The sequence below is a fragment of the Ruegeria sp. HKCCD4884 genome (assembly GCF_013110855.1).
Taxonomy (GTDB): domain Bacteria; phylum Pseudomonadota; class Alphaproteobacteria; order Rhodobacterales; family Rhodobacteraceae; genus Ruegeria.
Genome location: NZ_WVRJ01000001.1, coordinates 401,353 through 423,826, shown reverse-complemented (window position 1 = coordinate 423,826; position 22,474 = coordinate 401,353). Strand labels below are relative to the sequence as shown.

At 56.7% G+C, this 22,474-nt stretch carries 24 protein-coding genes; 17 read left to right on the top strand and 7 right to left on the bottom strand.

The features are described 5' to 3' along the window. The 10 genes from rseP (at position 1) to GS636_RS01990 (ending at position 9,154) form a co-directional block, all read left to right on the top strand. A complete protein-coding gene (gene rseP, locus GS636_RS02035; RefSeq protein WP_171183299.1) occupies positions 1-1,353 on the top strand; it encodes an RIP metalloprotease RseP in 1,353 nt (450 codons plus the stop codon). A gap of 79 nt (positions 1,354-1,432) precedes the next feature. Further along, complete coding sequence (locus GS636_RS02030; RefSeq protein WP_171668272.1) at positions 1,433-1,576, top strand: hypothetical protein; 144 nt, start codon at positions 1,433-1,435, stop codon at positions 1,574-1,576. Positions 1,577-1,703: 127 nt separating this feature from the next. Beyond that, the gene (gene bamA, locus GS636_RS02025; protein WP_171090152.1) at positions 1,704-4,064 is read left to right on the top strand and encodes an outer membrane protein assembly factor BamA; all 2,361 of its coding nucleotides are present in this window, start codon (positions 1,704-1,706) and stop codon (positions 4,062-4,064) included. A gap of 15 nt (positions 4,065-4,079) precedes the next feature. Next, positions 4,080-4,649: an OmpH family outer membrane protein gene (locus tag GS636_RS02020; protein ID WP_253762022.1), complete on the top strand. Its 570-nt coding sequence runs from the start codon at positions 4,080-4,082 to the stop codon at positions 4,647-4,649. Between the two features lie 72 nt (positions 4,650-4,721). Continuing rightward, on the top strand, positions 4,722-5,195 hold the full coding sequence (fabZ, locus tag GS636_RS02015) for a 3-hydroxyacyl-ACP dehydratase FabZ (protein WP_050602398.1): 474 nt from the start codon (positions 4,722-4,724) through the stop codon (positions 5,193-5,195). Then, positions 5,192-5,977, top strand: a complete 786-nt coding sequence (gene lpxA / locus GS636_RS02010; protein WP_171668271.1) for an acyl-ACP--UDP-N-acetylglucosamine O-acyltransferase — start codon at positions 5,192-5,194, stop codon at positions 5,975-5,977. The genes fabZ and lpxA overlap by 4 nt, the downstream gene beginning before the upstream one ends. Before the next feature lie 4 nt (positions 5,978-5,981). Further along, positions 5,982-6,776 carry an LpxI family protein gene (locus GS636_RS02005; protein ID WP_171668270.1) on the top strand — a complete coding sequence of 265 codons (795 nt, stop codon included), beginning with the start codon at positions 5,982-5,984 and terminating at the stop codon, positions 6,774-6,776. Next, entirely contained in the window at positions 6,776-7,942 is a 1,167-nt protein-coding gene (lpxB, locus tag GS636_RS02000) for a lipid-A-disaccharide synthase (protein WP_171668269.1), read from the top strand. Before GS636_RS02005 ends, lpxB begins: the two co-directional genes overlap by 1 nt. After that, positions 7,935-8,510 (top strand): hypothetical protein, encoded by a 576-nt coding sequence (locus tag GS636_RS01995; protein WP_171668268.1) that lies wholly within the window; start codon positions 7,935-7,937, stop codon positions 8,508-8,510. The genes lpxB and GS636_RS01995 overlap by 8 nt, the downstream gene beginning before the upstream one ends. 98 nt (positions 8,511-8,608) lie before the next feature. Then, complete coding sequence (locus GS636_RS01990) at positions 8,609-9,154, top strand: carboxymuconolactone decarboxylase family protein (RefSeq protein ID WP_171183288.1); 546 nt, start codon at positions 8,609-8,611, stop codon at positions 9,152-9,154. Here GS636_RS01990 and mnmA read toward each other — a convergent pair. After that, a complete protein-coding gene (mnmA, locus tag GS636_RS01985) occupies positions 9,151-10,296 on the bottom strand; it encodes a tRNA 2-thiouridine(34) synthase MnmA (protein ID WP_171668267.1) in 1,146 nt (381 codons plus the stop codon). The genes GS636_RS01990 and mnmA overlap by 4 nt on opposite strands. Before the next feature lie 130 nt (positions 10,297-10,426). Here mnmA and GS636_RS01980 point away from each other — a divergent pair, with 130 nt between their 5' ends. From GS636_RS01980 to GS636_RS22790, 5 genes are all read left to right on the top strand, one after another. Beyond that, positions 10,427-10,720 carry a DUF1153 domain-containing protein gene (locus GS636_RS01980; protein WP_171668266.1) on the top strand — a complete coding sequence of 98 codons (294 nt, stop codon included), beginning with the start codon at positions 10,427-10,429 and terminating at the stop codon, positions 10,718-10,720. An 85-nt stretch (positions 10,721-10,805) separates the two neighbouring features. Continuing rightward, positions 10,806-11,522, top strand: a complete 717-nt coding sequence (gene ctrA / locus GS636_RS01975; protein ID WP_171183282.1) for a response regulator transcription factor CtrA — start codon at positions 10,806-10,808, stop codon at positions 11,520-11,522. 123 nt (positions 11,523-11,645) lie between these two features. Beyond that, positions 11,646-13,898, top strand: a complete 2,253-nt coding sequence (gene ligA, locus GS636_RS01970) for an NAD-dependent DNA ligase LigA (RefSeq protein WP_171668265.1) — start codon at positions 11,646-11,648, stop codon at positions 13,896-13,898. Beyond that, complete coding sequence (gene recG, locus GS636_RS01965; protein ID WP_171668264.1) at positions 13,895-15,985, top strand: ATP-dependent DNA helicase RecG; 2,091 nt, start codon at positions 13,895-13,897, stop codon at positions 15,983-15,985. The genes ligA and recG overlap by 4 nt, the downstream gene beginning before the upstream one ends. Positions 15,986-16,097: 112 nt before the next feature. Continuing rightward, positions 16,098-16,220 (top strand): hypothetical protein, encoded by a 123-nt coding sequence (locus tag GS636_RS22790; RefSeq protein ID WP_256367922.1) that lies wholly within the window; start codon positions 16,098-16,100, stop codon positions 16,218-16,220. Positions 16,221-16,404: 184 nt separating this feature from the next. Here the strand turns inward: GS636_RS22790 and GS636_RS01960 are convergent, their stop codons facing one another. Beyond that, positions 16,405-17,043: a MarC family protein gene (locus GS636_RS01960; RefSeq protein WP_216602802.1), complete on the bottom strand. Its 639-nt coding sequence runs from the start codon at positions 17,041-17,043 to the stop codon at positions 16,405-16,407. Positions 17,044-17,101: 58 nt separating this feature from the next. Then, on the bottom strand, positions 17,102-17,554 hold the full coding sequence (locus tag GS636_RS01955; protein ID WP_171090127.1) for an iron-sulfur cluster assembly scaffold protein: 453 nt from the start codon (positions 17,552-17,554) through the stop codon (positions 17,102-17,104). A 48-nt stretch (positions 17,555-17,602) separates the two neighbouring features. Here GS636_RS01955 and hisI point away from each other — a divergent pair, with 48 nt between their 5' ends. Next, complete coding sequence (gene hisI / locus GS636_RS01950; protein ID WP_171090125.1) at positions 17,603-17,992, top strand: phosphoribosyl-AMP cyclohydrolase; 390 nt, start codon at positions 17,603-17,605, stop codon at positions 17,990-17,992. A 9-nt stretch (positions 17,993-18,001) separates the two neighbouring features. Here the strand turns inward: hisI and gluQRS are convergent, their stop codons facing one another. From gluQRS to GS636_RS01930, 4 genes are all read right to left on the bottom strand, one after another. Beyond that, a complete protein-coding gene (gene gluQRS, locus GS636_RS01945; RefSeq protein ID WP_171668262.1) occupies positions 18,002-18,883 on the bottom strand; it encodes a tRNA glutamyl-Q(34) synthetase GluQRS in 882 nt (293 codons plus the stop codon). Continuing rightward, the gene (locus GS636_RS01940; RefSeq protein WP_171668261.1) at positions 18,880-19,494 is read right to left on the bottom strand and encodes a class I SAM-dependent methyltransferase; all 615 of its coding nucleotides are present in this window, start codon (positions 19,492-19,494) and stop codon (positions 18,880-18,882) included. The genes gluQRS and GS636_RS01940 overlap by 4 nt, the downstream gene beginning before the upstream one ends. A gap of 37 nt (positions 19,495-19,531) precedes the next feature. Further along, the gene (gene trmFO / locus GS636_RS01935) at positions 19,532-20,872 is read right to left on the bottom strand and encodes a methylenetetrahydrofolate--tRNA-(uracil(54)-C(5))-methyltransferase (FADH(2)-oxidizing) TrmFO (protein WP_171668260.1); all 1,341 of its coding nucleotides are present in this window, start codon (positions 20,870-20,872) and stop codon (positions 19,532-19,534) included. Positions 20,873-21,127: 255 nt separating this feature from the next. Further along, on the bottom strand, positions 21,128-21,913 hold the full coding sequence (locus GS636_RS01930) for an enoyl-CoA hydratase (protein WP_171668259.1): 786 nt from the start codon (positions 21,911-21,913) through the stop codon (positions 21,128-21,130). 58 nt (positions 21,914-21,971) lie between these two features. Here GS636_RS01930 and GS636_RS01925 point away from each other — a divergent pair, with 58 nt between their 5' ends. Then, positions 21,972-22,415 (top strand): PaaI family thioesterase, encoded by a 444-nt coding sequence (locus tag GS636_RS01925; protein WP_171183263.1) that lies wholly within the window; start codon positions 21,972-21,974, stop codon positions 22,413-22,415. The last annotated feature ends 59 nt before the right edge of the window (positions 22,416-22,474 follow it).

The following is a 22,474-nucleotide window of genomic DNA, read 5'->3' as shown; positions in this document are numbered from 1 at the left end:
TTGGACGTACTTTCGCTGATCCCTCAATTTGGCAATCTTCTTTGGACGATTGTTGCCTTCGTCATCGCCTTGTCGGTCATCGTGGCCGTGCATGAATACGGCCACTATATCGTGGGCCGGTGGTCGGGCATCCATGCCGAAGTGTTCTCGATCGGGTTCGGTCCGGTCCTGTGGAGCCGCGTCGACAAACGAGGCACGCGCTGGCAGATCGCGCTGCTCCCATTTGGCGGATATGTGAAATTCCTGGGTGACGCCAATGCTGCGTCTGGCAAGGATGAAGAGGCGATGGGTGAAATCGCCACCCAAAGCCCGGAAGAGTTGCGGCGCACCATGCACGGAGCCCCTCTGTGGGCGCGGGCTGCCACCGTGGCGGCTGGACCGGCGTTCAACTTTGCCATGTCCATTTTGGTTTTCGGCATGATCTTCTGGTCTCAGGGCGTGTCGCGCGAACCCTTGACCGTGGCCTCCCTACAGCCTTTGCCGGGAACGGTACAGGAACTGCAGGAAGGTGATGTGATCACCGCAATCGCTGGTATTCCGACGCCGGACTACGATGAAGAAGGCGCCTGGCAGGATTTCATCGACGCGTTGCCGGTGCAACCGGTTCTGGATTACACGGTCATTCGCGATGGACAGACACTGGACGTTCAGGCCCCCTGGATGTTCCCACCGCTGATCCGTCAGGTTGCCCCGCGCAGTGCGGCTATGGACATTCAGTTAGAGCAAGGTGATGTGATCACCGCCGTAAATGGCGAACCGATCTTTGCTTTTGATCAGCTGAAGGATTTTGTCGAAAGTTCGGATGGGCGCGTTTTGCTATTGAATGTATGGCGGGACGGCTCGGATCTTGAGTTCGCGCTTGCCCCACGCCGTACGGATGAACCAAAGCCGGAAGGCGGGTTTGTCACACATTGGCGGATCGGGATCATCGGCGGCATGATGTTGGAGCCCGCCACCGAGCCCGCCGGTTTTGTGGATTCACTGCGTGGCGGCGTCGTTCAGACCGGCCGTATCATCGAAGGGTCTCTGTCCGGCATGTGGCACATGATTACGGGAGCGATCAGCACCTGTAACATTTCCGGGCCAATCGGGATTGCTGAAACCTCGGGTGCAATGGCCAGCCAGGGGGCGCAGAACTTCATCTTCTTTATCGCGGTCCTGTCGACGGCTGTCGGTTTGTTGAACCTGTTCCCGATTCCGGCCTTGGATGGCGGTCATCTGGTATTCTACGCGTATGAAGCGGTCGCCGGAAAACCACCCAGTGATGGCGCGCTGAGGATTCTTATGGGGCTGGGGATCACTATCATCCTTACGCTCATGCTGTTCTCGGTCAGCAACGATCTGTTCTGCTGAATGTGGCGGTTGGTGCAAGTTTAGGCCGCATTCCTGCCTCAATTCATGGCTATACTTTTTGCGTTGAAAGGGTACCGCCATGACCAAAGCGCTTAAAAGATCGTACCAGGGGTTCAGCTTTCTTTTCATGCTGAACCGTGACGTATTGTTGAGCTTTGCCATGACAGCGCTGGCGTTGACTGGCGCAATGTATCTGGCCGGGGTTTATCTGGCCGGATTCTGATTCTCACCGAATTGCAGAAAGCTTGCTGTGCGGCGTCGCGCTGGAATGCTTCTATTTCGCCTTTTGACAAGCTCATTTAATCTCGTTACTCAGCATTAAAGTCTTAAAATTCTGGGTAGAGCACAAAATGACTGACAGGCGAGACGCGGGCACATCCTGCGGGGGGCAAATGCCGACAAACAATATTTTGTGGCAGGCGCTAACGGTTCTTTTCCTTTTTGTTGCGGCGTGTTTGGTGGCTTTTCCGAATGCAGCACAGGCGCAGAACTTCACGATCAATTCGTTTCAGGTGGAAGGCAATCGCCGGATTGAAACGGGCACGATCATCGCCCGAACCGGAATCGAACCTGGGCAAACAGTCAGCGCTGGTCAGATCAATGATGCCTATCAGCGTTTGCTTGACAGTGGTGTATTTGAAACAGTCGAGCTGACGCCGCGTGGCACGACTCTGGTGATCGAAGTTCAGGAATATCCTACGATCAACCAGATCAGCATTGAAGGAAACGCACGCGTCAAAGACGATGTTTTGCTGGACGCCATCGAGTCTGAACCGCGCCGAGTCTTTACCCCTCAGGCGGCGGAAGCAGACGCCGACCTGATCGCCGAAATTTATTCTGCGCAAGGCCGGGTCGCGGCAACAGTCATCCCGCGGATCATCCGCCGTAGTGACAACCGCGTCGATCTGGTTTTCGAAGTATCGGAAGGCACCACCATCGAAGTTGAACGCGTCAGCTTTGTTGGCAACCGCGCCTTCTCGGATCGCCGGTTGCGCCGTGTTCTCGAAACCAAGCAAGCGACGTTCCTGCGGACCTTCTTCCGCAATGATACATTTATCGGCGACCGCATCGAATTCGACAAACAGGTCATTCGCGATTTCTACCTGTCGCGCGGCTATGTCGATTTCCGCGTAAACAGCGCCAATGTGGAATTCACCCGTGAACGCGACGCCTTCTTCTTGGTGATGAACGTCACCGAAGGGCAGAAATTCTCGTTCGGCAAGATCACAACAGTAAGTGAAATCCCCGGCGTGAATGCGGCTGAATATCAGGATGCACTGAAGATCAAGCCGGGCGTGACCTATACGCCCTCGCTGATTGAAAACTCGATTGCGCGTCAGGAACGTCTGGGCGTCAAACAGGGCGTGGACTTCTTGCGCGTCGAACCGCGCATCACGCGCAATGATCGCGACCTGACACTGGACGTGGAATTCGTTCTGACAAAAGGTCCGCGCATCTTTGTTGAGCGGATCGACATTGAAGGCAACACCACCACGCTGGACCGTGTCATTCGACGTCAGTTCGACACTGTAGAAGGCGACCCGTTCAATCCGCGCGAAATTCGTCAGGCGGCCGAGCGGATCAATGCTCTGGGCTTCTTCGCCACCGCAGATGTCGAGCCGCGCGAAGGGTCTTCGCCCAGTCAGGTGATCCTAGATGTGGATGTTGAAGAACAACCGACAGGCTCGCTCAGCCTTGGTGGTAGCTACTCGGTCACGGACGGTTTCGGGATTGCAATCGGCCTGAACGAATCCAACTTTTTGGGACGTGGTCAAAACCTGGGTTTGACCATTTCAACCGCGCAGGACTCTGAGCAGTATGCCATAAGCTTTACAGAACCCTATCTTTTGGGCCGCAAGCTGCGTTTTGACTTGGGGTTGGGGCTGTCGGGAACGAACTCTGGTTTTGCCAGCTATGACACAAGCTCGCTGTTCTTCACGCCGCAGCTGACCTACGCCATCGGCGAGTTGTCGTCACTGCGCTTGCGCTATGGTTGGGATCGCAGCGAAATGACCCAACAGGACAACGAAACCAACGGCGCTGTCATTTCGTCCGAAATTGCGCAAGGCAAAAGAACCTCTAGCTCGTTGGGTGTATCTTACGTGTATGACAGCCGACTCGGTGGTCTGGATCCGAATTCCGGTGTTCTGTTCGAGGTTGGCGTTGATGCGGCCGGTCTTGGAGGAGACAACAAGTACTTCAAAACCACAGCGCGCGGTATCGCACAAACCCGTGTTTGGAACGAAGAAGTCGTGCTGCGGGCGACCATGGAATTGGGCGCACTGCATTGGAGAGGCAACGACTTCAGCCGTACTGTCGACCGTTTTGTATTGGGCCCGAACACCTTCCGTGGCTTTGAGCCCGCTGGTATTGGCCCACGTGACTTGTCCAACGGTCAGGACGATGCCATCGGCGGCAACTACTACTGGGTTGCCCGGTTCGAAACCGACTTCCCGCTTGGCTTGCCAGAAGAACTGGGCCTGCGCGGTGGTTTGTTTTATGACGTCGGTAACCTCTACAACATCGACGATGTGAACACGGCAGGCGCAACTATTGTGGGTGCGAGCGGATCGATCCGCCATGTGATCGGCATTTCGGTTCTGTGGGACACGCCGTTTGGGCCGCTGCAGTTCAACTTCTCTCAGCCTCTCAAGAAAGAGTCCTTCGACAAGGAACAGAACTTTGACTTTACCATTCAGGCTCGGTTCTGATCCCAGATGCTGAACATGCTCGTTAGTATAGCACGGGGCCCATTACGGGCCCTGTGTGTGTTTTCGGCCCTTATGATGCCGCTTGCATTGGACGCGCAACAACTTGGCGTGCCGCAGGCCAGCGTCGTTACGCTTTCCAGCGAAGAACTTTTTGCCGACTCGGCTTTCGGGCAGCGCGTTCTGCGAGAGATCGAGGTTGAAAGCGCTTTGTTGGCAGAAGAAAACGAACGGATTGTGGTCGAGCTGAGCCAGGAAGAAAAGGAACTGACGGAACAGCGCGCGACCTTGCCCGCTGAGGAATTCCGCCCGTTGGCCGAGGCTTTTGACACTAAGGTTCAGTCCCATCGAGAAGGCCAGCGCGCCAAGCTGGACGCATTGGCGCGGCGCAGCGAAGAAGCGCAACAGACTTTTTTTGAGATCGTGCGCCCAATTCTTGTTGATCTGCTGCGCGAGTTCGGTGCCAGTGTGATGATCGAACGGTCGAATGTGGTGGTTAGTACGACAGACATTACCGAGGCTGCGATCGCTCGCATCGACGCCGCAATCGGTGATGGCAGCACGCTGCAAGAAGGCAATGGCGAATAGGGTCGCTTGCTCTTGGAATGCGGTATTGTTAACCACGCGCAAAAGAAACATCCAAAACGGGATACCTGATCAATGACCACGGAAACCAAAAGCGCCGACATTCAGCTGATCCAAAGGATCTTGCCGCACCGCTATCCGTTTTTGCTGGTCGACAAGGTCGTGGACATCTCGGGCTATCAGTCGGCGCGCGGCATCAAGAACGTGACCATGAACGAGCCGCACTTTCAGGGGCATTTCCCAGGCACACCGATCATGCCGGGCGTCACAATTGTTGAGGCCATGGCCCAGACCGCAGGTGTAATGCTGGGTGTTGGCATGGACGTCATCGACACCGAGCTGCTGATCTATTTCATGAGCATCGACAAGTGCAAGTTCCGTCGCAAGGTTGTACCCGGTGACGTTCTCGAGATGCATGTTGAAACCGTGCGCGGCAAAAAGGGCGGCAAGCTGTTCAAGTTCAGCGGCAGGGCCACTGTTGAGGGCGAAGTGGCGGCCGAGGCCGAATTTTCGGCCTATGTAGATTGGGACATGGAAAAAACGACATGAGCGGAATCCATCCCAGCGCAATTATCGAAGAGGGCGCGCAGATCGGGCAGGACTGCTCGATCGGTCCATTTTGCTATGTGGGTGCGCAGGTCAAACTTGCGGATCGGGTTGAACTGAAATCCCATGTGGTCGTGACCGGTGACACTTCGATTGGTGAAGATACTGTTATCTTCAATTTCTCGGTGATTGGTGAAATTCCTCAGGACCTGAAGTTTGGTGGCGAAAACACCTGTCTGGAAATTGGTCAACGTAACCGGATCCGGGAACATGTGACGATCAACACCGGTACCGACGGTGGCGGCGGTGTGACGCGGATTGGCGACGATTGCTTGTTTATGGCGGGCGTTCACGTGGCGCACGACGTGCAGATCGGCAACCGGGTCATCATGGTCAATCATGCAGGAGCAGCCGGTCACTGTATCGTGGAAGACGATGTGATCGTCGGCGGCATCTCGGGATTGCATCAATGGGTGCGCGTCGGGCGTGGCGCGATCATCGGGGCGCTGACCATGGTGCCCAAAGACGTTATTCCCTACGGTCTGGTGCAGGCCTCACGTGGTGAGCTGGACGGCTTGAACCTTGTAGGTCTTAAACGCAAGGGTGTTTCGCGCGAGGATATCTCGGCGCTGCGCGCGGCCTTCAAGGAACTGTCCGAGGGCGATGGAACCTTCATGGACCGCGCCAGCCGGATCGGCGAAGGCAATGAAAGTGATTACGTGCAACGGATCGTTGATTTTGTCACCGGCCACAGTGATCGCTCATTCCTGACACCAGGGAAATAAACCCATGCTGGCGTTGATTGCGGGAACAGGGGCATTGCCAACCGAAGTTGTGGCTCAACTCGCAGACCGACCTTTGATCTGCGCAATGGAAGGGTTTCCACCTGACGATCTGACCGTGGATATACAATTCCCGCTGGAACAGCTGGGCAGCTTCATTGCCGATCTCAAGGCGCGGGGCGTGACGCAGATTTGTCTGGCTGGTGCGGTTCAACGCCCGCCCATCAACCCAAGCCGCATTGACGCTGCGACCCTGCCGTTGGTTCCGGTGATCCAAAAGGCGATCATGTCCGGGGATGACGGCGCGTTGCGTGCGGTCATCGGAATCCTTGAGGATGCAGGGCTGCAAATGCGCGCCGCACATGACATTGCGCCCGGTTTGCTTCCGCCTTTGGGCTGTCTGACGGATACGCAACCCTCCGAGGCTGACATGGCCGACGCCGACCGTGCGGCTGGTATTCTGCGCGCAATGGGGGCTGCCGATACCGGACAGGCATGTGCGGTCTCTAAAGGTCAGGCGCTTGCGATAGAAGGGATATTCGGCACTGCCTGGATGCTGAAGTCATTGACCCAACGACCAGACGCGGGTGGAGGCATACTGTTCAAAGGGCCCAAACCCGATCAAGACCGGCGCGCCGATCTGCCTGCCATCGGACCCGATACCGTCACAGACGCGGTCGCGGCCGGGTTGTCCGGGATCGTATTGGAAAAAGGCGGGGTGCTTGTCCTGGGGCAAGAGCAGGTCATCGCAGAATGTAACCGTCTGGGTCTGTTCCTTTTCATCCGCGAGCGGGCAGCCTGATGCGCGTCTTTCTGGTCGCCGGAGAACCTTCGGGCGACCGGCTGGGTGGCGCGTTGATGGAAGGCTTGAAAACTCTGGTCCCAAATGTGGAATTTGACGGGGTCGGTGGCCCGTTCATGGAGGCACAGGGCCTCACAAGCCAGTTCCCTATGTCTGAACTGTCGGTCATGGGGCTTGTCGAAGTTCTGCCGAAGTTCTTTCACCTCAAGCGTAGGATATCCGAGACTGCGCAGGCCGTTCTGGACACGAACCCAGATGTGTTGATCACCATCGACAGCCCGGATTTCAGCCTGCGAGTTGCCAAGATCGTAAAGGCCGCAAGCAACACCCGCACGGTTCACTATGTCGCCCCAAGCGTCTGGGCCTGGCGGCCGGGACGGGCCGACAAGATGGCCAAGGTTATAGACCATGTTCTGGCACTGCTTCCTTTTGAGCCGCCGTATATGGAACGTGCAGGGATGGAGTGCGACTTTGTCGGCCATCCGGTGGCCAGTGAACCGGTTGCCACTCGGGACGAGATCGCCGCATTTCGGAGCCGTTTTGATCTGGGAGACGCGCCGATTCTTCTGGCTTTGCCCGGATCACGTCGGGGAGAGATCGAACGGCTTGCGGAGTCCTTTGCTGGCGCATTGCGGCTGTTTGCCAAGGACCATCCGGGCTACCGCGTGGTGATCCCGACAGTTGGTGCGACAACGGACCTCGTCAAAGAATTGGTCACGGACTGGCCCGGAGACCCGGTTGTGCTGGACCCACGCCACGAAGACGCGGATCAAGCACTGGCCAACAAGCGTTCCGCGTTTGGCGCGGCCAGTTTGGCGCTTGCGGCGTCAGGGACTGTGTCACTTGAGCTTGCTGCGCAGAATACGCCGATGGTCATTGCCTACAAACTCAACTGGCTTACACAGAAGATGGCCGAACGGATGGTCAAACTGGACACCGTAACGCTGGTCAATCTGGTGTCAGATACGCGCGCGGTGCCTGAATGTCTGCTGGATGACTGTCTACCCGAAAAGATCGCCCACGCCTTACACAATGTGATCAACGCCCCGGATGCGCAGCAGCTTGCCATGAGCCTGACCATGGACCGATTGGGCCGAGGTGGCGAAGCCCCCGGTCTGCGGGCAGCACGGGCTGTAGTGGACAGAATGCAGGTCCACTATGCTTGATCATGCGCTGTTCGCGGTGTCTGCCGGGATTGCGATGGTGTCCACCAATCTCGACAATCTGGCTGTCTTGCTTGGCCTGATCTTGGTTATGGAGCAACGCCGCGCCATTTTAGGTTTTGCGGTCGCACAGACTCTTGTTCTGACTCTGGCTTTGACCGTGGCGTTGGGGTTGAACCAAAGCGGTGTGCCCTTCTGGATTGGGTATCTGGGCATCGTACCATTGGCATTTGGCTTGCGTGGTATTTGGAAGCAATTTCGGGAAGAGGAAGTGGAAGAGGCAGAACCGAAAGGTGCCGTAACCTCAGTCGTCACACTCTTCCTGAGCCTTTCGATCGACAGTTTCGCGGTGATGACCCCATTGCTTGCAGACTCAGCGCCCACGTATCGCATTGCGGCGCTGGTTGGCGCAGTAGCGGCCGCCGCCGGTCTGGTCGCTGTTGCGACATGGGGGGCGCCCCGCGCCAAAAGCCTCGGCCCTCGTGTCGCACGTCTGGATCGGATCGCTCCTTACATCATGGTCTGCGTTGGACTTTACATTCTCTTTAACTCGCCCACAGATATTGTGTAGCGGGTTCAAGACGCGCCCGTGTCGCGCATAAGTGATCTCAGCCCGGTTGTTGCAGCGGCGTGGGCCTGAGATATCTTGATTGAAAAAGGAGCTTAGCCATGACCCGCATTCCCCCGTTGTTGGATCATGAGATGACGGAAGAAGCACGCGCGTCCCGTGAAGCTTTGGGCGCGTATGGCCCGTTCGACAATTGGGCCCGCGTGGCTGCCTATTGCCCGCCCGTTCTGGACCATGTCACCGGAATGCTGACCACGTTGCGCGAACAGCAGAACCTGCCACGCCGCGCACTGGAATTGGCGATGGTAACGGTGTCAAAGCTGAATGCTTGCGACTACTGCGTTTCCCATCATACGCCGCTGCTAACGGTCGCGGGCCTTAGTTCGGAAGGGGCTGCGCGCCTCCCGGATGTCGAGGATCATCCTGAACTGGATGCCTGTGACAAGGCTGTTGTGCGTTATGCCGAAGCCGTGACAACACGGTCCGGTCGTATGCGGGACGCCGAAGTGTCTGACCTGCGAGAATGGTTCAGCGATGCACAGATCGTTGAATTGACCTGGCGCATTGCGTTGTGCGGAGCGTTCAACCGGTTCAACGATGCGCTGCAAATCCAGATCGAGTCTGAGGTCGAACCTGTATCGGCTTAGTATCCGCGCCAGATCCAGCCGCCGCCAAAAATGCGGCTACCTTCACTTGCATAAAACACACAAGCCTGACCCGGAGAGATGCCTTCTTCCGGCGTCAGCAGTTCAACTTCTGCTGTTGTGTCCGACAGCGGACGAATGATGGCTTCACGCGGCGGGCGGGTTGAACGAACTTTGACCTTCAGGTGCCATTCATCGCGCGAGGTAAAAGGTTCATCGCCCAGCCAGTTGATTTCGCGCACCGGTACAACACGGGTGGCCAGCATCTCTTTGGGGCCGACAACAACCTGTTTCTTGTCGACGTCCAGTTTGACGACGTAAAGCGGTTCGCTCAGGCCACCGATGCCAAGGCCGCGCCGTTGCCCGATGGTGTAATGGATCACACCGTCGTGCTGCGCTAGAACGCGGCCATCGGCGTGTACGATTTCGCCGGGTTCCGCTGCACCGGGGCGCAGCTTTTCGATGACACTTGCGTAGTTGCCATTGGGTACGAAACAGATGTCCTGGCTGTCAGGCTTGTCCGCAACGGACAACCCGTATTGCGCCGCCATTTCACGCGTCGCGTCTTTGGACGGCAAGTGGCCCAGAGGAAAACGCAGGAAGTCCAACTGTTCCGGCGTGGTCGAGAACAGGAAATAAGACTGATCGCGGTTCGCATCCTCTGCGCTGTGCAGTTCCGGCCCATTGGGGCCCATCTTGCGCTGGATATAGTGACCGGTGGCCATGCAGTCGGCCTCGAGATCTTTGGCAGTCTCCAGCAGATCCTTGAATTTTACCCGTTCATTGCAGCGAATGCAGGGCACAGGGGTCGCGCCCGCCAGATAGCTGTCAGCAAATTCGTCGATCACGGCGTCTTTAAAGATGTTCTCATAATCCAGGACGTAGTGCGGAAAGCCGCGCTCCTCGGCCACACGGCGCGCGTCGTGGATATCGATCCCGGCGCAACATGCGCCTTTCTTGGCCAAAGCCGCGCCGTGGTCATAAAGCTGCAACGTAACCCCAACGACGTCATAGCCCTGATCCGCCAGATAGGCCGCCACAACCGAGCTGTCGACGCCACCGGACATCGCAACAACCACCCGCGTTTCCGAGGGCGGTTTAGCAAAACCAAGCGAGTTCAGCGGGGTCTCGGTATCGAGGGCCATGATCAGTTCCGTTTCGGGTTAAGGAAGACCGCCGGAATATAAGAAAATTCTACACATTCTCAAGGGGCGGTTTCATGCGGTCTTAAGTAGCCTGATGTCAGTAACGGAGCAGGAAGAAAAGGGTTGAAAGATGTTTTTGCACAAAGTTGAGGGCCCAAGGTCCGTGACACTGCCCGATGGGTCCGTTTTGACACGCGCAGATCTGCCGCCTGCAAATACACGCCGCTGGGTGGCCTCACGCAAGATTTTGGTCGTGCGTGGCGTGCTTTACGGCCTGATCGGCTTGTCTGATGCCAAGAAAAAGTACGGGATCAGTGATGAAGAGTTCAACAGCTGGGTGTCTCTTGTTGCTGAACATGGTGTCGAGGCGTTGAAGGCCACCGCTTTAAAAAAATATCGACAACCTAAGGGAGAGTGTGAATAAATGATTCAACGGTAACGTCAGATTAACCATTCTTGTTCAGGTTTAATTTTAATTGGAATTGTTGACCGAATTGGAGCAGTGAAAAATGCGCGTACTTCTTGTCGAGGATGATCCGACCACGTCTAAAAGCATCGAATTGATGCTGACGCATGCAAACCTGAACGTTTATGCTACGGATCTTGGCGAAGAAGGCATCGATCTGGCGAAACTCTATGATTACGATCTGATTTTGCTGGATCTGAACCTGCCGGACATGAACGGGCACGAGGTTCTGCGTCAGTTACGCATCGCACGTGTTGAAACACCGATCCTGATTCTTTCAGGGGCCGACGATACCGAAAGCAAGATCAAAGGCTTTGGTTTTGGTGCAGATGATTACCTGACCAAACCCTTCCACCGGGAAGAGCTGGTGGCGCGAATTCACGCCATTATCCGCCGGTCGAAAGGGCATTCGCAATCTATCATTCATACCGGTCGGGTTGCGGTAAACCTGGATGCCAAAACCGTGGAAGTGGATGGAAAAACTGTTCATCTGACCGGCAAAGAATACCAAATGCTCGAACTGCTCAGCTTGCGTAAGGGCACGACCCTCACCAAAGAGATGTTCCTGAACCACCTCTATGGCGGCATGGATGAACCTGAGCTGAAGATCATTGATGTGTTTATTTGCAAACTTCGCAAAAAGCTCAGCAATGCGACAGGCGGTGAGAATTATATCGAAACCGTCTGGGGGCGTGGATATGTGCTGCGTGACCCGCAAAGCAACAGTTTGGAAGAGACACGGATGGCTGTCGGCCTCTGATTTGAACCACCTGTGCTGTCGGCGGTCCGGGGCAGCACATTGCACTCACGGCTCAGCACGTCTGGACCTGGCCATGACCTCGCCCTATCACTGAGGTCCAAGAACGCGTGACAGGGCGAGGCCATGAGCAACTCAATCTCCATTTCTGATCTGACCGAAGACCAAGCACGCGCCGAACTGGCGCGTCTGGCGGATGTGTTGTTGCGGGCAAACACGCTCTATCACGGTGCAGATGCACCCGAGATCTCGGATGCCGAATACGATGCACTGAAACGCCGCAACTCAGAAATTGAGGCACGATTCCCTCACCTTAAACGTGATGACAGCCCGTCGGAGCAGGTGGGTTCTAAGGCGGCAGACGGGTTTTCGAAAGTCACGCATGCTGTTCGAATGATGTCTCTGGGCAACGCCTTTGATGATGAAGACGTGGCTGATTTCGACAGATCCATTCGAAAGTATCTTGGCCTAAGCGCGCAGGAGCCCCTGTCTTTCACGGCTGAACCAAAGATTGACGGTCTATCGCTGTCTTTGCGGTATGAAAAAGGTCTGCTGGTGCAGGCGGCCACACGAGGGGACGGTGAGGTCGGCGAGAACGTGACCGCAAATGCACGCACCGTCTCGGATATTCCTCAGCAATTGGACCACGCGCCTGAAGTTCTTGAGGTCCGCGGCGAGGTCTATATGTCTCATGCTGATTTTGAGGCACTGAATGCCCGGCAAGCAGAGCGGGGCGGAAAGCCATTTGCCAACCCGCGTAACGCAGCGGCCGGATCTTTGCGTCAATTGGATGCGGAAATCACGCGATCCCGTCCCCTGAAGTTCTTTGCTTATGCCTGGGGTGAAGTGTCTGAGCCTTTGGCGGGCACGCAAATGGAAGCGATTGATCGGCTCAGGTCGCTTGGGTTTTCAACGAATGATCTAACCCGTCTGTGCGCAACAACCCAAGACATGTTGGAGCATTATCGGGATATTGAAGCGCAACGCTCTACCTTGGGCTACGACATTGATGGGGTTGTCTATAAGGTCAACGATTTGTCCCTTCAGGCGCGCTTGGGGTTCCGCTCGACCACGCCGCGATGGGCCGTTGCGCATAAGTTTCCTGCTGAACTGGCCTGGACGAGGTTGGAAGCAATCGACATTCAGGTCGGTCGCACGGGTGCGCTCAGCCCTGTGGCTCGGTTGCATCCGGTGACTGTGGGCGGGGTCGTGGTATCCAACGCCACACTGCATAACGAAGATTATATCGCTGGGCGTGATGCCAAAGGCGGTACGATACGCGACGGCAAAGACATTCGTGTTGGCGACTGGGTGCAGGTCTATCGCGCGGGTGACGTGATCCCAAAAGTGGCAGACGTAGACTTGGCGAAGCGCCCCTCTGATGCTCAGCCCTTTGCCTTCCCGACGCTCTGCCCCGAATGCCACAGCGCGGCGATCCGCGAAGAAGGTGACGCGGTGCGCCGCTGTACGGGTGGTTTGATCTGCCCGGCGCAAGCGGTGGAAAAACTCAAACATTTCGTGTCGCGAAAGGCGTTTGACATCGAAGGCCTGGGCGCAAAGCAGATCGAGATGTTCTACGATGATCCGGTGCTGTCTATTAATTCCCCTGCGGAAATCTTTACGCTTGAACAGCGTGACAAGGGTAATCTTGCCCGGCTGAAAAACCGGGACGGGTGGGGGGAAACCTCGGCCGGAAACCTGTTTGCAGCGATCGACGAAAAGCGAACCATTCCGTTTGCTCGGCTATTGTTTGCTTTGGGTATTCGCCATGTGGGCGAGGTTGGCGCGCGTGATCTGGCGTTATATTACCGCGAGTGGGATGCCATGGCACAAGCGCTGGATGCTGCGCGCCCGGCGGCTTTGGCGCAACGCCAAGCTGATGAGGCAGAAGACGCCGAGCGGGCCGCAGCACTGGCTGAAGGTCGTCGTGCCCGCGTCAAGGAAGTGCGTGATGCAGCGATTGTCGCAGCTCGCGTACCAGCAGAGGCCAATGCCGCATGGTCCGATCTGATCGGTATCGATGGGATCGGAGCAACGCTTGGGCTGTCTCTGTCAGATGCGTTTGCAAATGCGGAAGAGCGGTGCGCATTTGATACACTGCGGCAGGAGTTGACCGTTATCGCACCCGATGCACCTGCGTCCGACAGCCCGGTCGCAGGCAAAACGGTTGTTTTCACAGGAACACTGGAAAAGATGACGCGCGCCGAAGCCAAGGCCAGGGCCGAAGCTTTGGGTGCAAAAGTGTCTGGCTCTGTCAGCAAGAAAACCGATATTCTGGTTGCCGGCCCCGGAGCCGGGTCGAAGGCGAAGAAAGCGGCAGAGCTTGGGATCGAAACGTTGGATGAGGATGGCTGGCTGCAGCTGATCGAAGGCGCATGAGCGGACGGCCTGAACAGCTTTTCCCGCTGTTTGCGGGTTTGGAAACACTTGAGGGTGTTGGTCCCAAAACCGCGCAGGTTATGGCGCAGACCGGCGTAGAAAGCCCGCGCGATGTTTTGTTCGGGTTGCCATATGCGGTGGTTGATCGGCGCAGGCGCGACACGATTCAGGTTGCTGACCTGCCGGCTACATTGACTGTTGAAGTCACTGTTGGCGCTCATCGTCCGTCGCGCAACAAGGGCGGAGCTTATCGCGTTCATGTCGAAGACAGTCAGGCCGATTTCCAGTTGGTCTTTTTTCATGCGCGTGGAGACTATTTGAAAAAGCTGCTTCCGCAGGGATCGCGCCGGGTAATTTCAGGCAAGTTGGAATTGTTCGACGGCATGGCCCAGATGGTGCATCCGGACCATATATTGCCGGTCGAACAGGCCGGAGAGATTCCGGAATTCGAACCTGTCTATCATTTGACACAAGGGCTGACCCAGAAAACGGCGTTCAAGGCCAGTCGCAGCGCGTTGGCACGCGCGCCTGAGCTTGAGGAATGGATCGACCCCGCGCAGGTGGCCCAGCAAAAATGGCCGGATTGGGCTTCGGCCATTCACGCCGGGCATAACCCTCAGGGGGCGGATGACGTCGCCCCATTTGCGCCCGCGCGGCAGCGTTTGGCGTATGACGAATTGTTTGCACATCAGTTGACCCTGGCATTGGCCCGTCAACGAGAGCGCAAATCCCGAGGTATCGTCAGCGTCGCGACCGGAAGATTGCAATCCAAGGTGCTGGCCAGCCTTCCGTATCGCCCGACCGGCGCTCAGAGCCGGGCGATTGATGAAATCGCGGCTGATATGGCATCTGAATCCCGCATGAACCGTTTGCTACAGGGCGACGTTGGTGCAGGTAAGACACTGGTGGCGTTTATGGCACTGCTGATCGCCGTCGAAGCCGGTGGGCAGGGTGTGATGATGGCCCCGACCGAGATTCTCGCGCGTCAACATCTGGAGGGGTTGCGCCCCCTTGCGGAAGAGGCCGGGGTGGTTTTGGAACTGCTCACCGGACGTGACAAGGGAGCCGAGCGTCGTGCCAAGCTTGAGGCGCTGAAACAGGGTAATATTCAGATTCTGGTCGGCACTCATGCCGTGTTTCAAAATGACGTGGAATTCAAGGCTCTGCGCTTGGCTATCGTGGACGAACAGCACCGATTTGGTGTTCGGCAACGGATGGAACTGTCGGAAAAAGGGCAGGGTGCGGATGTTCTGGTGATGACGGCGACACCGATCCCGCGCAGCCTGGCGTTGGCGCAATACGGGGACATGGACGTCTCGGTGCTGGACGAAAAGCCGCCCGGGCGAAAACCGATCAAAACGGCGATTGTCAGCACGCAGCGTATGGACGAGGTCGTGTCGCATCTGCGCCGCGCGATCGAAGAGGGGCGGCAGTGTTACTGGGTTTGTCCTTTGGTGGATGAATCCGAGGTTTCGGACCTGACCGCCGCCGAAGATCGGTTCAAACGGTTGCGCGCTATTCTGGGAGAAGGCGTGGTGGGGCTGGTCCATGGTCAGATGCCACCCACCGATAAAGACGCTGCCATGAGCGCCTTTCAGAACGGTGACACCAAGGTTCTGGTTGCGACAACTGTGATCGAAGTTGGGGTCAATGTTCCCAACGCAACGATCATGGTGATCGAACGGGCCGAGATTTTCGGGCTTGCACAGTTACACCAATTGCGAGGGCGCGTGGGGCGTGGCGACGCAGACTCGACCTGCCTGCTGATGTACCAACCGCCGCTCAGCGAAGGTGGGCGCAAACGGCTGGAGGTTTTGCGCGAAACCGAAGATGGGTTCCGCATTTCCGAAACCGATCTTGAGATGCGCGGGGCCGGGGATCTGATCGGGACCGCGCAGTCCGGCCTTCCTAAGTTCCGTATCGCTGATCTTGAACGTCAGGCCGGGTTGATGGCTGTCGCCCAGTCGGATGCGCGGGCTTTGCTGAATGCGGACCCTAAACTGACGTCGGAACGGGGCCGCGCCGCGCGTGTTCTTTTGTGGTTGATGAAACAGGATCAGGCAATCCGTTTAATTTCAGTAGGTTAGACTAGATGTTCTGAAAAGTTCACAAATGTTCTCAAAAAGTTCTTTACCGACTCGGGTAAATGTGAGAACAAAAGGTCAACAAAGGATTAAAACTCTGACCGGAGGTGACCCTATGCTGACCCAGATCAAGACCGCTTTCAGCCGCGCGCAATCGACCATCCTGCAGGATGCGGTTGGCGTGATGTCTCTGGTCGTGATCCTGATGGTCGCGTTGCACCTGCCCGTTGGTTTTTAAGACTTTCTGCCTGCGATCTCGTGCCGAAAAAACCGCGCTGTCATCCCCATTTCAGTCAAGGGTGACCTGCCTGTCCCAAACCCCTTGAGGGGCCATGCCTCGGCCCCGCGCGGTGAACCGGACCCCACGCGAGACACGCAATGCCTGCCGCCGCCCTTTCGCCCGGAAGGTGCGGCGGTTTTTTTTACAGCTGTCCGGTTTTGAAAATCTCAAGCAGCGCGGACAGAACAGAGTTGACCGCAACCGAGGCCAGGATCATCCCCATGATACGGCTGATGATCGCCGCGCCCGAGTGCCCGATCCAACGGATGATCGGCTCTGCCAGAAGCATCAGAAAGAACGCAACCAAAAGCACCGAAAGCATCACCAAAGCGGTGATCCCCTGATCGGCAGCGCTGTAGCGGTGATTGTCTGTCAGGATGACAATAGCCAGCATCGCTCCGGGTGAGGCCAAGGACGGGACCGCCAATGGGAAGATTGCCGGGTTTTGCTTGTGGTATTTGTCTTCCAGATCGTCTTCCGCCTGACGTTGTTCTATGTCCTGCTTGCTTTCGCCAAAGATCATGGTCAGCGCAAAGAGGAACAGGATGATGCCACCCGCGACCTGAAAGGAATTCAGGCCGATATCCAACGCTTCGATAAGCAATTGCCCAAAAACGAGGAAGAACAACAAAACCCCGGCACTGATCAACGATGCCAGTAACGCGGTCTTGCGCCGGGCTGCGGCGCCTAGGCCCGCGGTAACAGCGATAAACACGGGAATTGTGCCGATCGGGTCGATAACGACCCAAAGCGTTACAAAATGCTCAAGCAGATTGTCCAAACCCATCCCTCCTAAAACCTGATCAGAGGGGTAACGGGTTTACCCTAGTTTGCCAAGTTCACGCGCAATGCGCCTGTTCGGCCTGTGCCAGCGCTTCGGCTGTGGCGTCCAGCGCCAACAGGATTGATGCATGCCGGTTCTTGTAGTCCCGTGCGGGCATCAGAACTTCCAGCCCGTCAAACGGTGCATCCGGGGCGGGGCCGTCTTTTTTCAACATGCGCGTCAATTGATCGCGCGCGGCTTCAACCTGAGCACGCGTCGTACCAATGATGGCGTCCCCGACAACTGCTGCCGATGCCTGACCCAAGGCACAGGCTTTTACGTCCTGACCAAAGGCGCTGACCCGACCATCGTCAACCTTCACATCCACAGTCACAGTCGAACCGCACAATGGCGAGCGTTTCTTTACCGTCGCATCCGGGTTGTCCAGCCGGTCAAGATGCGGAATATCCGCAGCCAGCGCCAGGATGCGCCCGGAATACAGCTTAATCAGGTCGTTCTCGCCGCTCATGGCTTTCCCTCGTCGTGTGTTCCTCATACATAGTGGCCAGCCCACCGGATGCAAAAGGTTTTTGAGATGACTGATCCCGTCGTGTTCGATCCATCGACGCTGAAATATAATGAAGCGGGCCTGATCCCGGCCATTGCGCAGGATGACGCGTCAGGCGAAGTCCTGATGATGGCCTGGATGAATGCTCAGGCCGTTGAAAAGACACTGGAAACGGGCAGGGTGACCTATTGGTCGCGCTCTCGTCAGTCTTTCTGGATCAAAGGCGAAACCTCGGGCCACGTGCAGGAGCTGGTGGATTTTCGGATCGATTGTGACCGCGATTGCCTGTTGGTTCTGGTACGCCAGACAGGGGCTGCCTGCCACACCAACCGCCGGACCTGTTTCTATACTGCTGTTCGTGATGGCACTGAAACTGAACTTATGGCCCCGATGGAATAAGAGTAACGGTCAAAGACCGACCAAGCGCCGAATGTCTGCAGGGCTGTGGCCTTCGGCCCTGTATTTCGAAATCGCACGGGCATCGTCCCGTTTCGCCAGGCGTTTGCCGGTTTCGTCGCGGATCAAATCATGGTGCAAATACGCAGGCGTGGGGAAATCCAGCAATGCCTGCAACAGAACGTGGATGCGCGTGGCTTCGAACAGATCCTGCCCCCGGACCACATGAGTGATGCCTTGCGCTGCGTCGTCAAGGACAACGGAGAGGTGGTACGATGTCCCCATATCACGGCGGGACAATACAACGTCGCCGATTGTGTTTATTAACTCATCGGGGGTGAAAGTGATGGTGCCCGTTTCACCATCAGGCCCTGAACCAAGTTCGATGAACTGAAATCTGGACTGGTCGTGGATCGCTTGACACGCCTTGGCAATGTCCAGCCGTAGTGGCTCGTTCCGTGGTCGAGGATGCTGCCTTAAGTCTTTGTCCTGATGAGCTTTTCGACACGTTCCGGGGTAGATTATTCCGTCAGGTCCGTGCATTGGAGCGCCTTCCTGCGGAGCACTGGCAGCGGCGGCAATATCTTTTCGGTTGCAAGTGCAGGGAAACAAGAAACCCTGTCCCCAAAGACGATCTAAGGCCTGGTCATAGACCCCCATACGGTCCGACTGACGCACAACCGGCTTTGGCCATGTCAGGCCAAGCCATGTCAGTTCGTTATAGATCTGATCCTCCCAATGCTGCCTCGAGCGAGACTGATCGATATCTTCGATCCGCAGCAGAAACTGACCACTTTCAGCTTTGGCTATGTCGCTGGCCAGCAACGCGGAATAAGCGTGTCCCAGATGAAGTGGCCCGGTTGGAGAAGGCGCGAACCGCGTCAGGAAAGTCACGCTTTTTCCATAATATACACGTCAGAGTTAAGGTTAATTCCGGGTAGATGTGGCCCGTATTCACGAAATAGCAAACGTGCAGCCCCCATGTCGACCCAATCGGTGATGCGGCACGTGTATGTGTTATCTGCCAGCGCGTGATCGTTCAGAGAAAACGCAAACAGCCCACTTTTGGGTAAAGCGTGCATCAACACGTCGATTGTCGCTGCCGGGGCTGCGCCTTTACCGATGACACCAATGGCTGTGACAATCGAATATGCACCACGCTTGAGCGGGGCTGGTTTGGTGATATCAAAGCCGGTCAACGCTCTGTAAACACCTTTTGCCTTTGCTTCTTCCAGCATTTTGGGGGTCGGGTCCATTCCGTCGATAAGCTCGAATCCGACTGCGCGCAAAGCCTGACCGGACAGTCCGGTTCCGCATCCAAAGTCCAGAATTGGGGTTTCAGGGTGGGGGTGGGCAGACCACAAAGCCGCCGCCACACGAGTGGGCGTGACGTATCCGTGATCTTCGACCTCTTTATCATAGGTCGCGGCCCAATTCTTGTAGTGCGATTCTGTCTCTTGTGGGGTGTCGAGGCTGTAAGTGCTGTCTAGGAACTTGTCGGTCATAAAAGCATGCTAGGCCGAGACAGCATTGTGCGTCCAGTCAGCAGTGGTCCAACCAGGTTTGCCATTCGGCCTTGGCCCTGTCGGTGTAGGCTTTGTACCGGTCCTTGCGGCCGCGCCGTCCGCCTTTCAGACCGTCGACGGGGCGGAACAGACCAAAATTCACATTCATCGGCTGAAACGTCTTAGCTTCGGCCCCGCCGGTTATGTGGTGGATCAAAGCGCCCATTGCGCTGTCCTGCGGGACGTCCGGCAAGTCACGCCCCAGAATCTCAGCCGCAGCTAGACGCCCGGCCAGTAGCCCCATCGCGGCGCTTTCGACATAGCCTTCAACACCGGTGATCTGTCCAGCAAACCGGATGTTGGGTTTAGATTTCAACCGCATCTGCGCGTCAAGCAGTGTGGGCGAGTTGATGAACGTGTTGCGGTGAATGCCACCCAACCGGGCGAAACTTGCGTTTTCCAGGCCGGGGATCATGCGGAACACGTCGGTCTGGGCACCATATTTCATCTTGGTCTGGAAGCCCACGATATTGAACAGGGTGCCCAAAGCATTGTCGCGGCGCAGTTGCACCACGGCATGAGGTTTCACGTCCGGTGCGTGTGGGTTGGTCAGGCCAACCGGCTTCATTGGACCATGGCGCAAGGTTTCGCGCCCGCGTTCTGCCATGACCTCGATGGGCAGGCAGCCGTCAAAATAACCAGCGGTTTCCCCTTCATGGAACTCGGTCTTGTCGGCGGAAAGAAGCGCGTCGATAAACGCCTCATACTGGTCGCGGTCCATCGGGCAGTTCAGATAGGCTGTGCGCTCTTCCTCGGTCTCGCCTTTGTCATAGCGCGACTGCATCCAAGCCTTCGACATGTCGATGCTTTCGGCGTAGACGATGGGCGCAATGGCATCAAAGAAGGCCAACGCCTCAGCGCCTGTTTCCGAGCGGATCGCTTCGCCCAGTGCAGGCGAGGTCAGCGGGCCGGTTGCAAAGATCCATTGGCCGCCATCGGGCAGGGTGGTCACTTCTTCATCCGTGACCGAAACACGCGGATGGGCGTGGAGTTTTGCGGTGACGCTTTCGGCAAAAGGATCCCGATCCACCGCCAGCGCGCCTCCGGCGGGCAGGCGATGGGCGTCGGCCGTTGTCATGATCAACCCGTTGGCAGCCCGCATTTCCCAATGCAGCAGGCCCACGGCGTTCTGTTCGTCATCATCTGATCGGAACGAATTCGAACACACCATTTCAGCCAGGTTTCCGGTCTGATGGGCAAAAGTGCCAACCGTGGGGCGCATCTCGTGAATCACCACATCGACGCCTGCCTCAGCGGCTTGCCATGCGGCCTCGGACCCGGCCATTCCGCCGCCTACAATATGCAAAACTTGTGTCATGCGCTGCCACATAGGGCAGACCACAATCGGGCGCAACTCGGGCGGTACAAAATTGCCAAATTTACAGGAGGGGTCTTGGGGTCGCCGCTGCGGGAATGTCAGCGCTGGTGAGAGAGACCAACTGGAGGGACCTTCCGCCCACGGCGACCCAAAAGTGTCCTGAGGCCTCAGCCTCGACCCAGCTTTGCCACAGAGTCGCCGTTTTGAAAAGTGCTAAAATCAAAACAGTGGCAAAAAATGTGCAAAATAATTGCCTCATTGGGTCCAATTTGGGGGGCGCTTTTCGATAAAGGCGGAAATGCCTTCTTCTGTGTCCCGGTGCAACATATTCTGCGCCATTACCTCTCCGGTATAGGTGTAGGCCTGATCCAGGGGCATCTGAAGTTGTTGATAAAACGCTTCTTTTCCGATTTTCACGGCAACGCCAAGCTTTGAGGCTACAAGCTCAGCCAATGCATTGGCCTCATGTTCAAGCTGCGATTCCGGGACGACGCGGTTGATCAGTCCAAGCTCTGCGGCTTTTTCGGCTGAAATGAACGCACCCGTCGTCAGCATCTCGAAAGCCTGCTTTCTGGGGATGTTACGACTGAGCGCCACCATCGGAGTCGAGCAGAACAACCCGATATTGACCCCGTTCACGCCAAAACGCGTACCCTCGGCTGCAACAGCCATGTCGCAGGTCGCAACCAGCTGGCACCCGGCGGCGGTGGCGATGCCATGGACCTGAGCGATAACGGGTTGAGGAATCGATTGGATCGACATCATCATCTGGGCGCAGCGCGCGAACAAGCCCTGGAAATAGGCTTTGCCACCGTCTTCGGACTGACGTCCGGCTGTCATTTGCTTCAAATCGTGCCCGGCACAGAAAGCTTTCCCAGCGCCTGACAGGATTACTGCGCGGATGGATCCGTCATCGCGCAAAGCGTCAAGTTCATCCTGAAGCGCGGCCAGCATCTCTTCGCTCAGCGCGTTCAAGCGTTCGGGCGCGGTCATTGTAAGCCGTGCCACCGCGCCAGTGTCGTTACGTTCCAGAATTGCCATCTTGCCCTCCGATCCCAAGTTGGGCCAACTCTAGGTCGGGAAGAGCAGGAGGGAAAGTATGGCTTTGGCAATGAACCGGGATGAACTGTCGCAATACCTAAAAGAGGTGTTTCCCCAGGTGCATAAGGACTTCGTTGTCGAAGAATTGGCCGAAGAAAACATTACCATGCGCCTTGTGGTGCAGGATCGGCACCTGCGCCCCGGAGGTACGGTTTCAGGCCCGTCCATGTTCGGTTTGGCCGACGTCAGTGTCTATGCAATGATTTTGGCGCGAGTGGGGCGGCAATCTTTGGCGGTGACGACCAACAGTTCATTGGATTTTCTTCGCAAACCTACAGGTGGCGCTGATCTGATTGCGACATGCCGATTGCTCAAACTGGGTCGAACATTGGCCGTCGGCGATGTGTTGATTTTTTCTGAAGGCATGGACAAGCCGGTTGCGCGGGCGGCAATGACGTATTCCATTCCACCTGCAGGCTCGGCCGCGGCGCGGTTCGGCTAAAAATGGCCGGGGACTGGCCCCGGCCCAGGAAGAGGTCCCAAAAATTGGGACTGGGGATT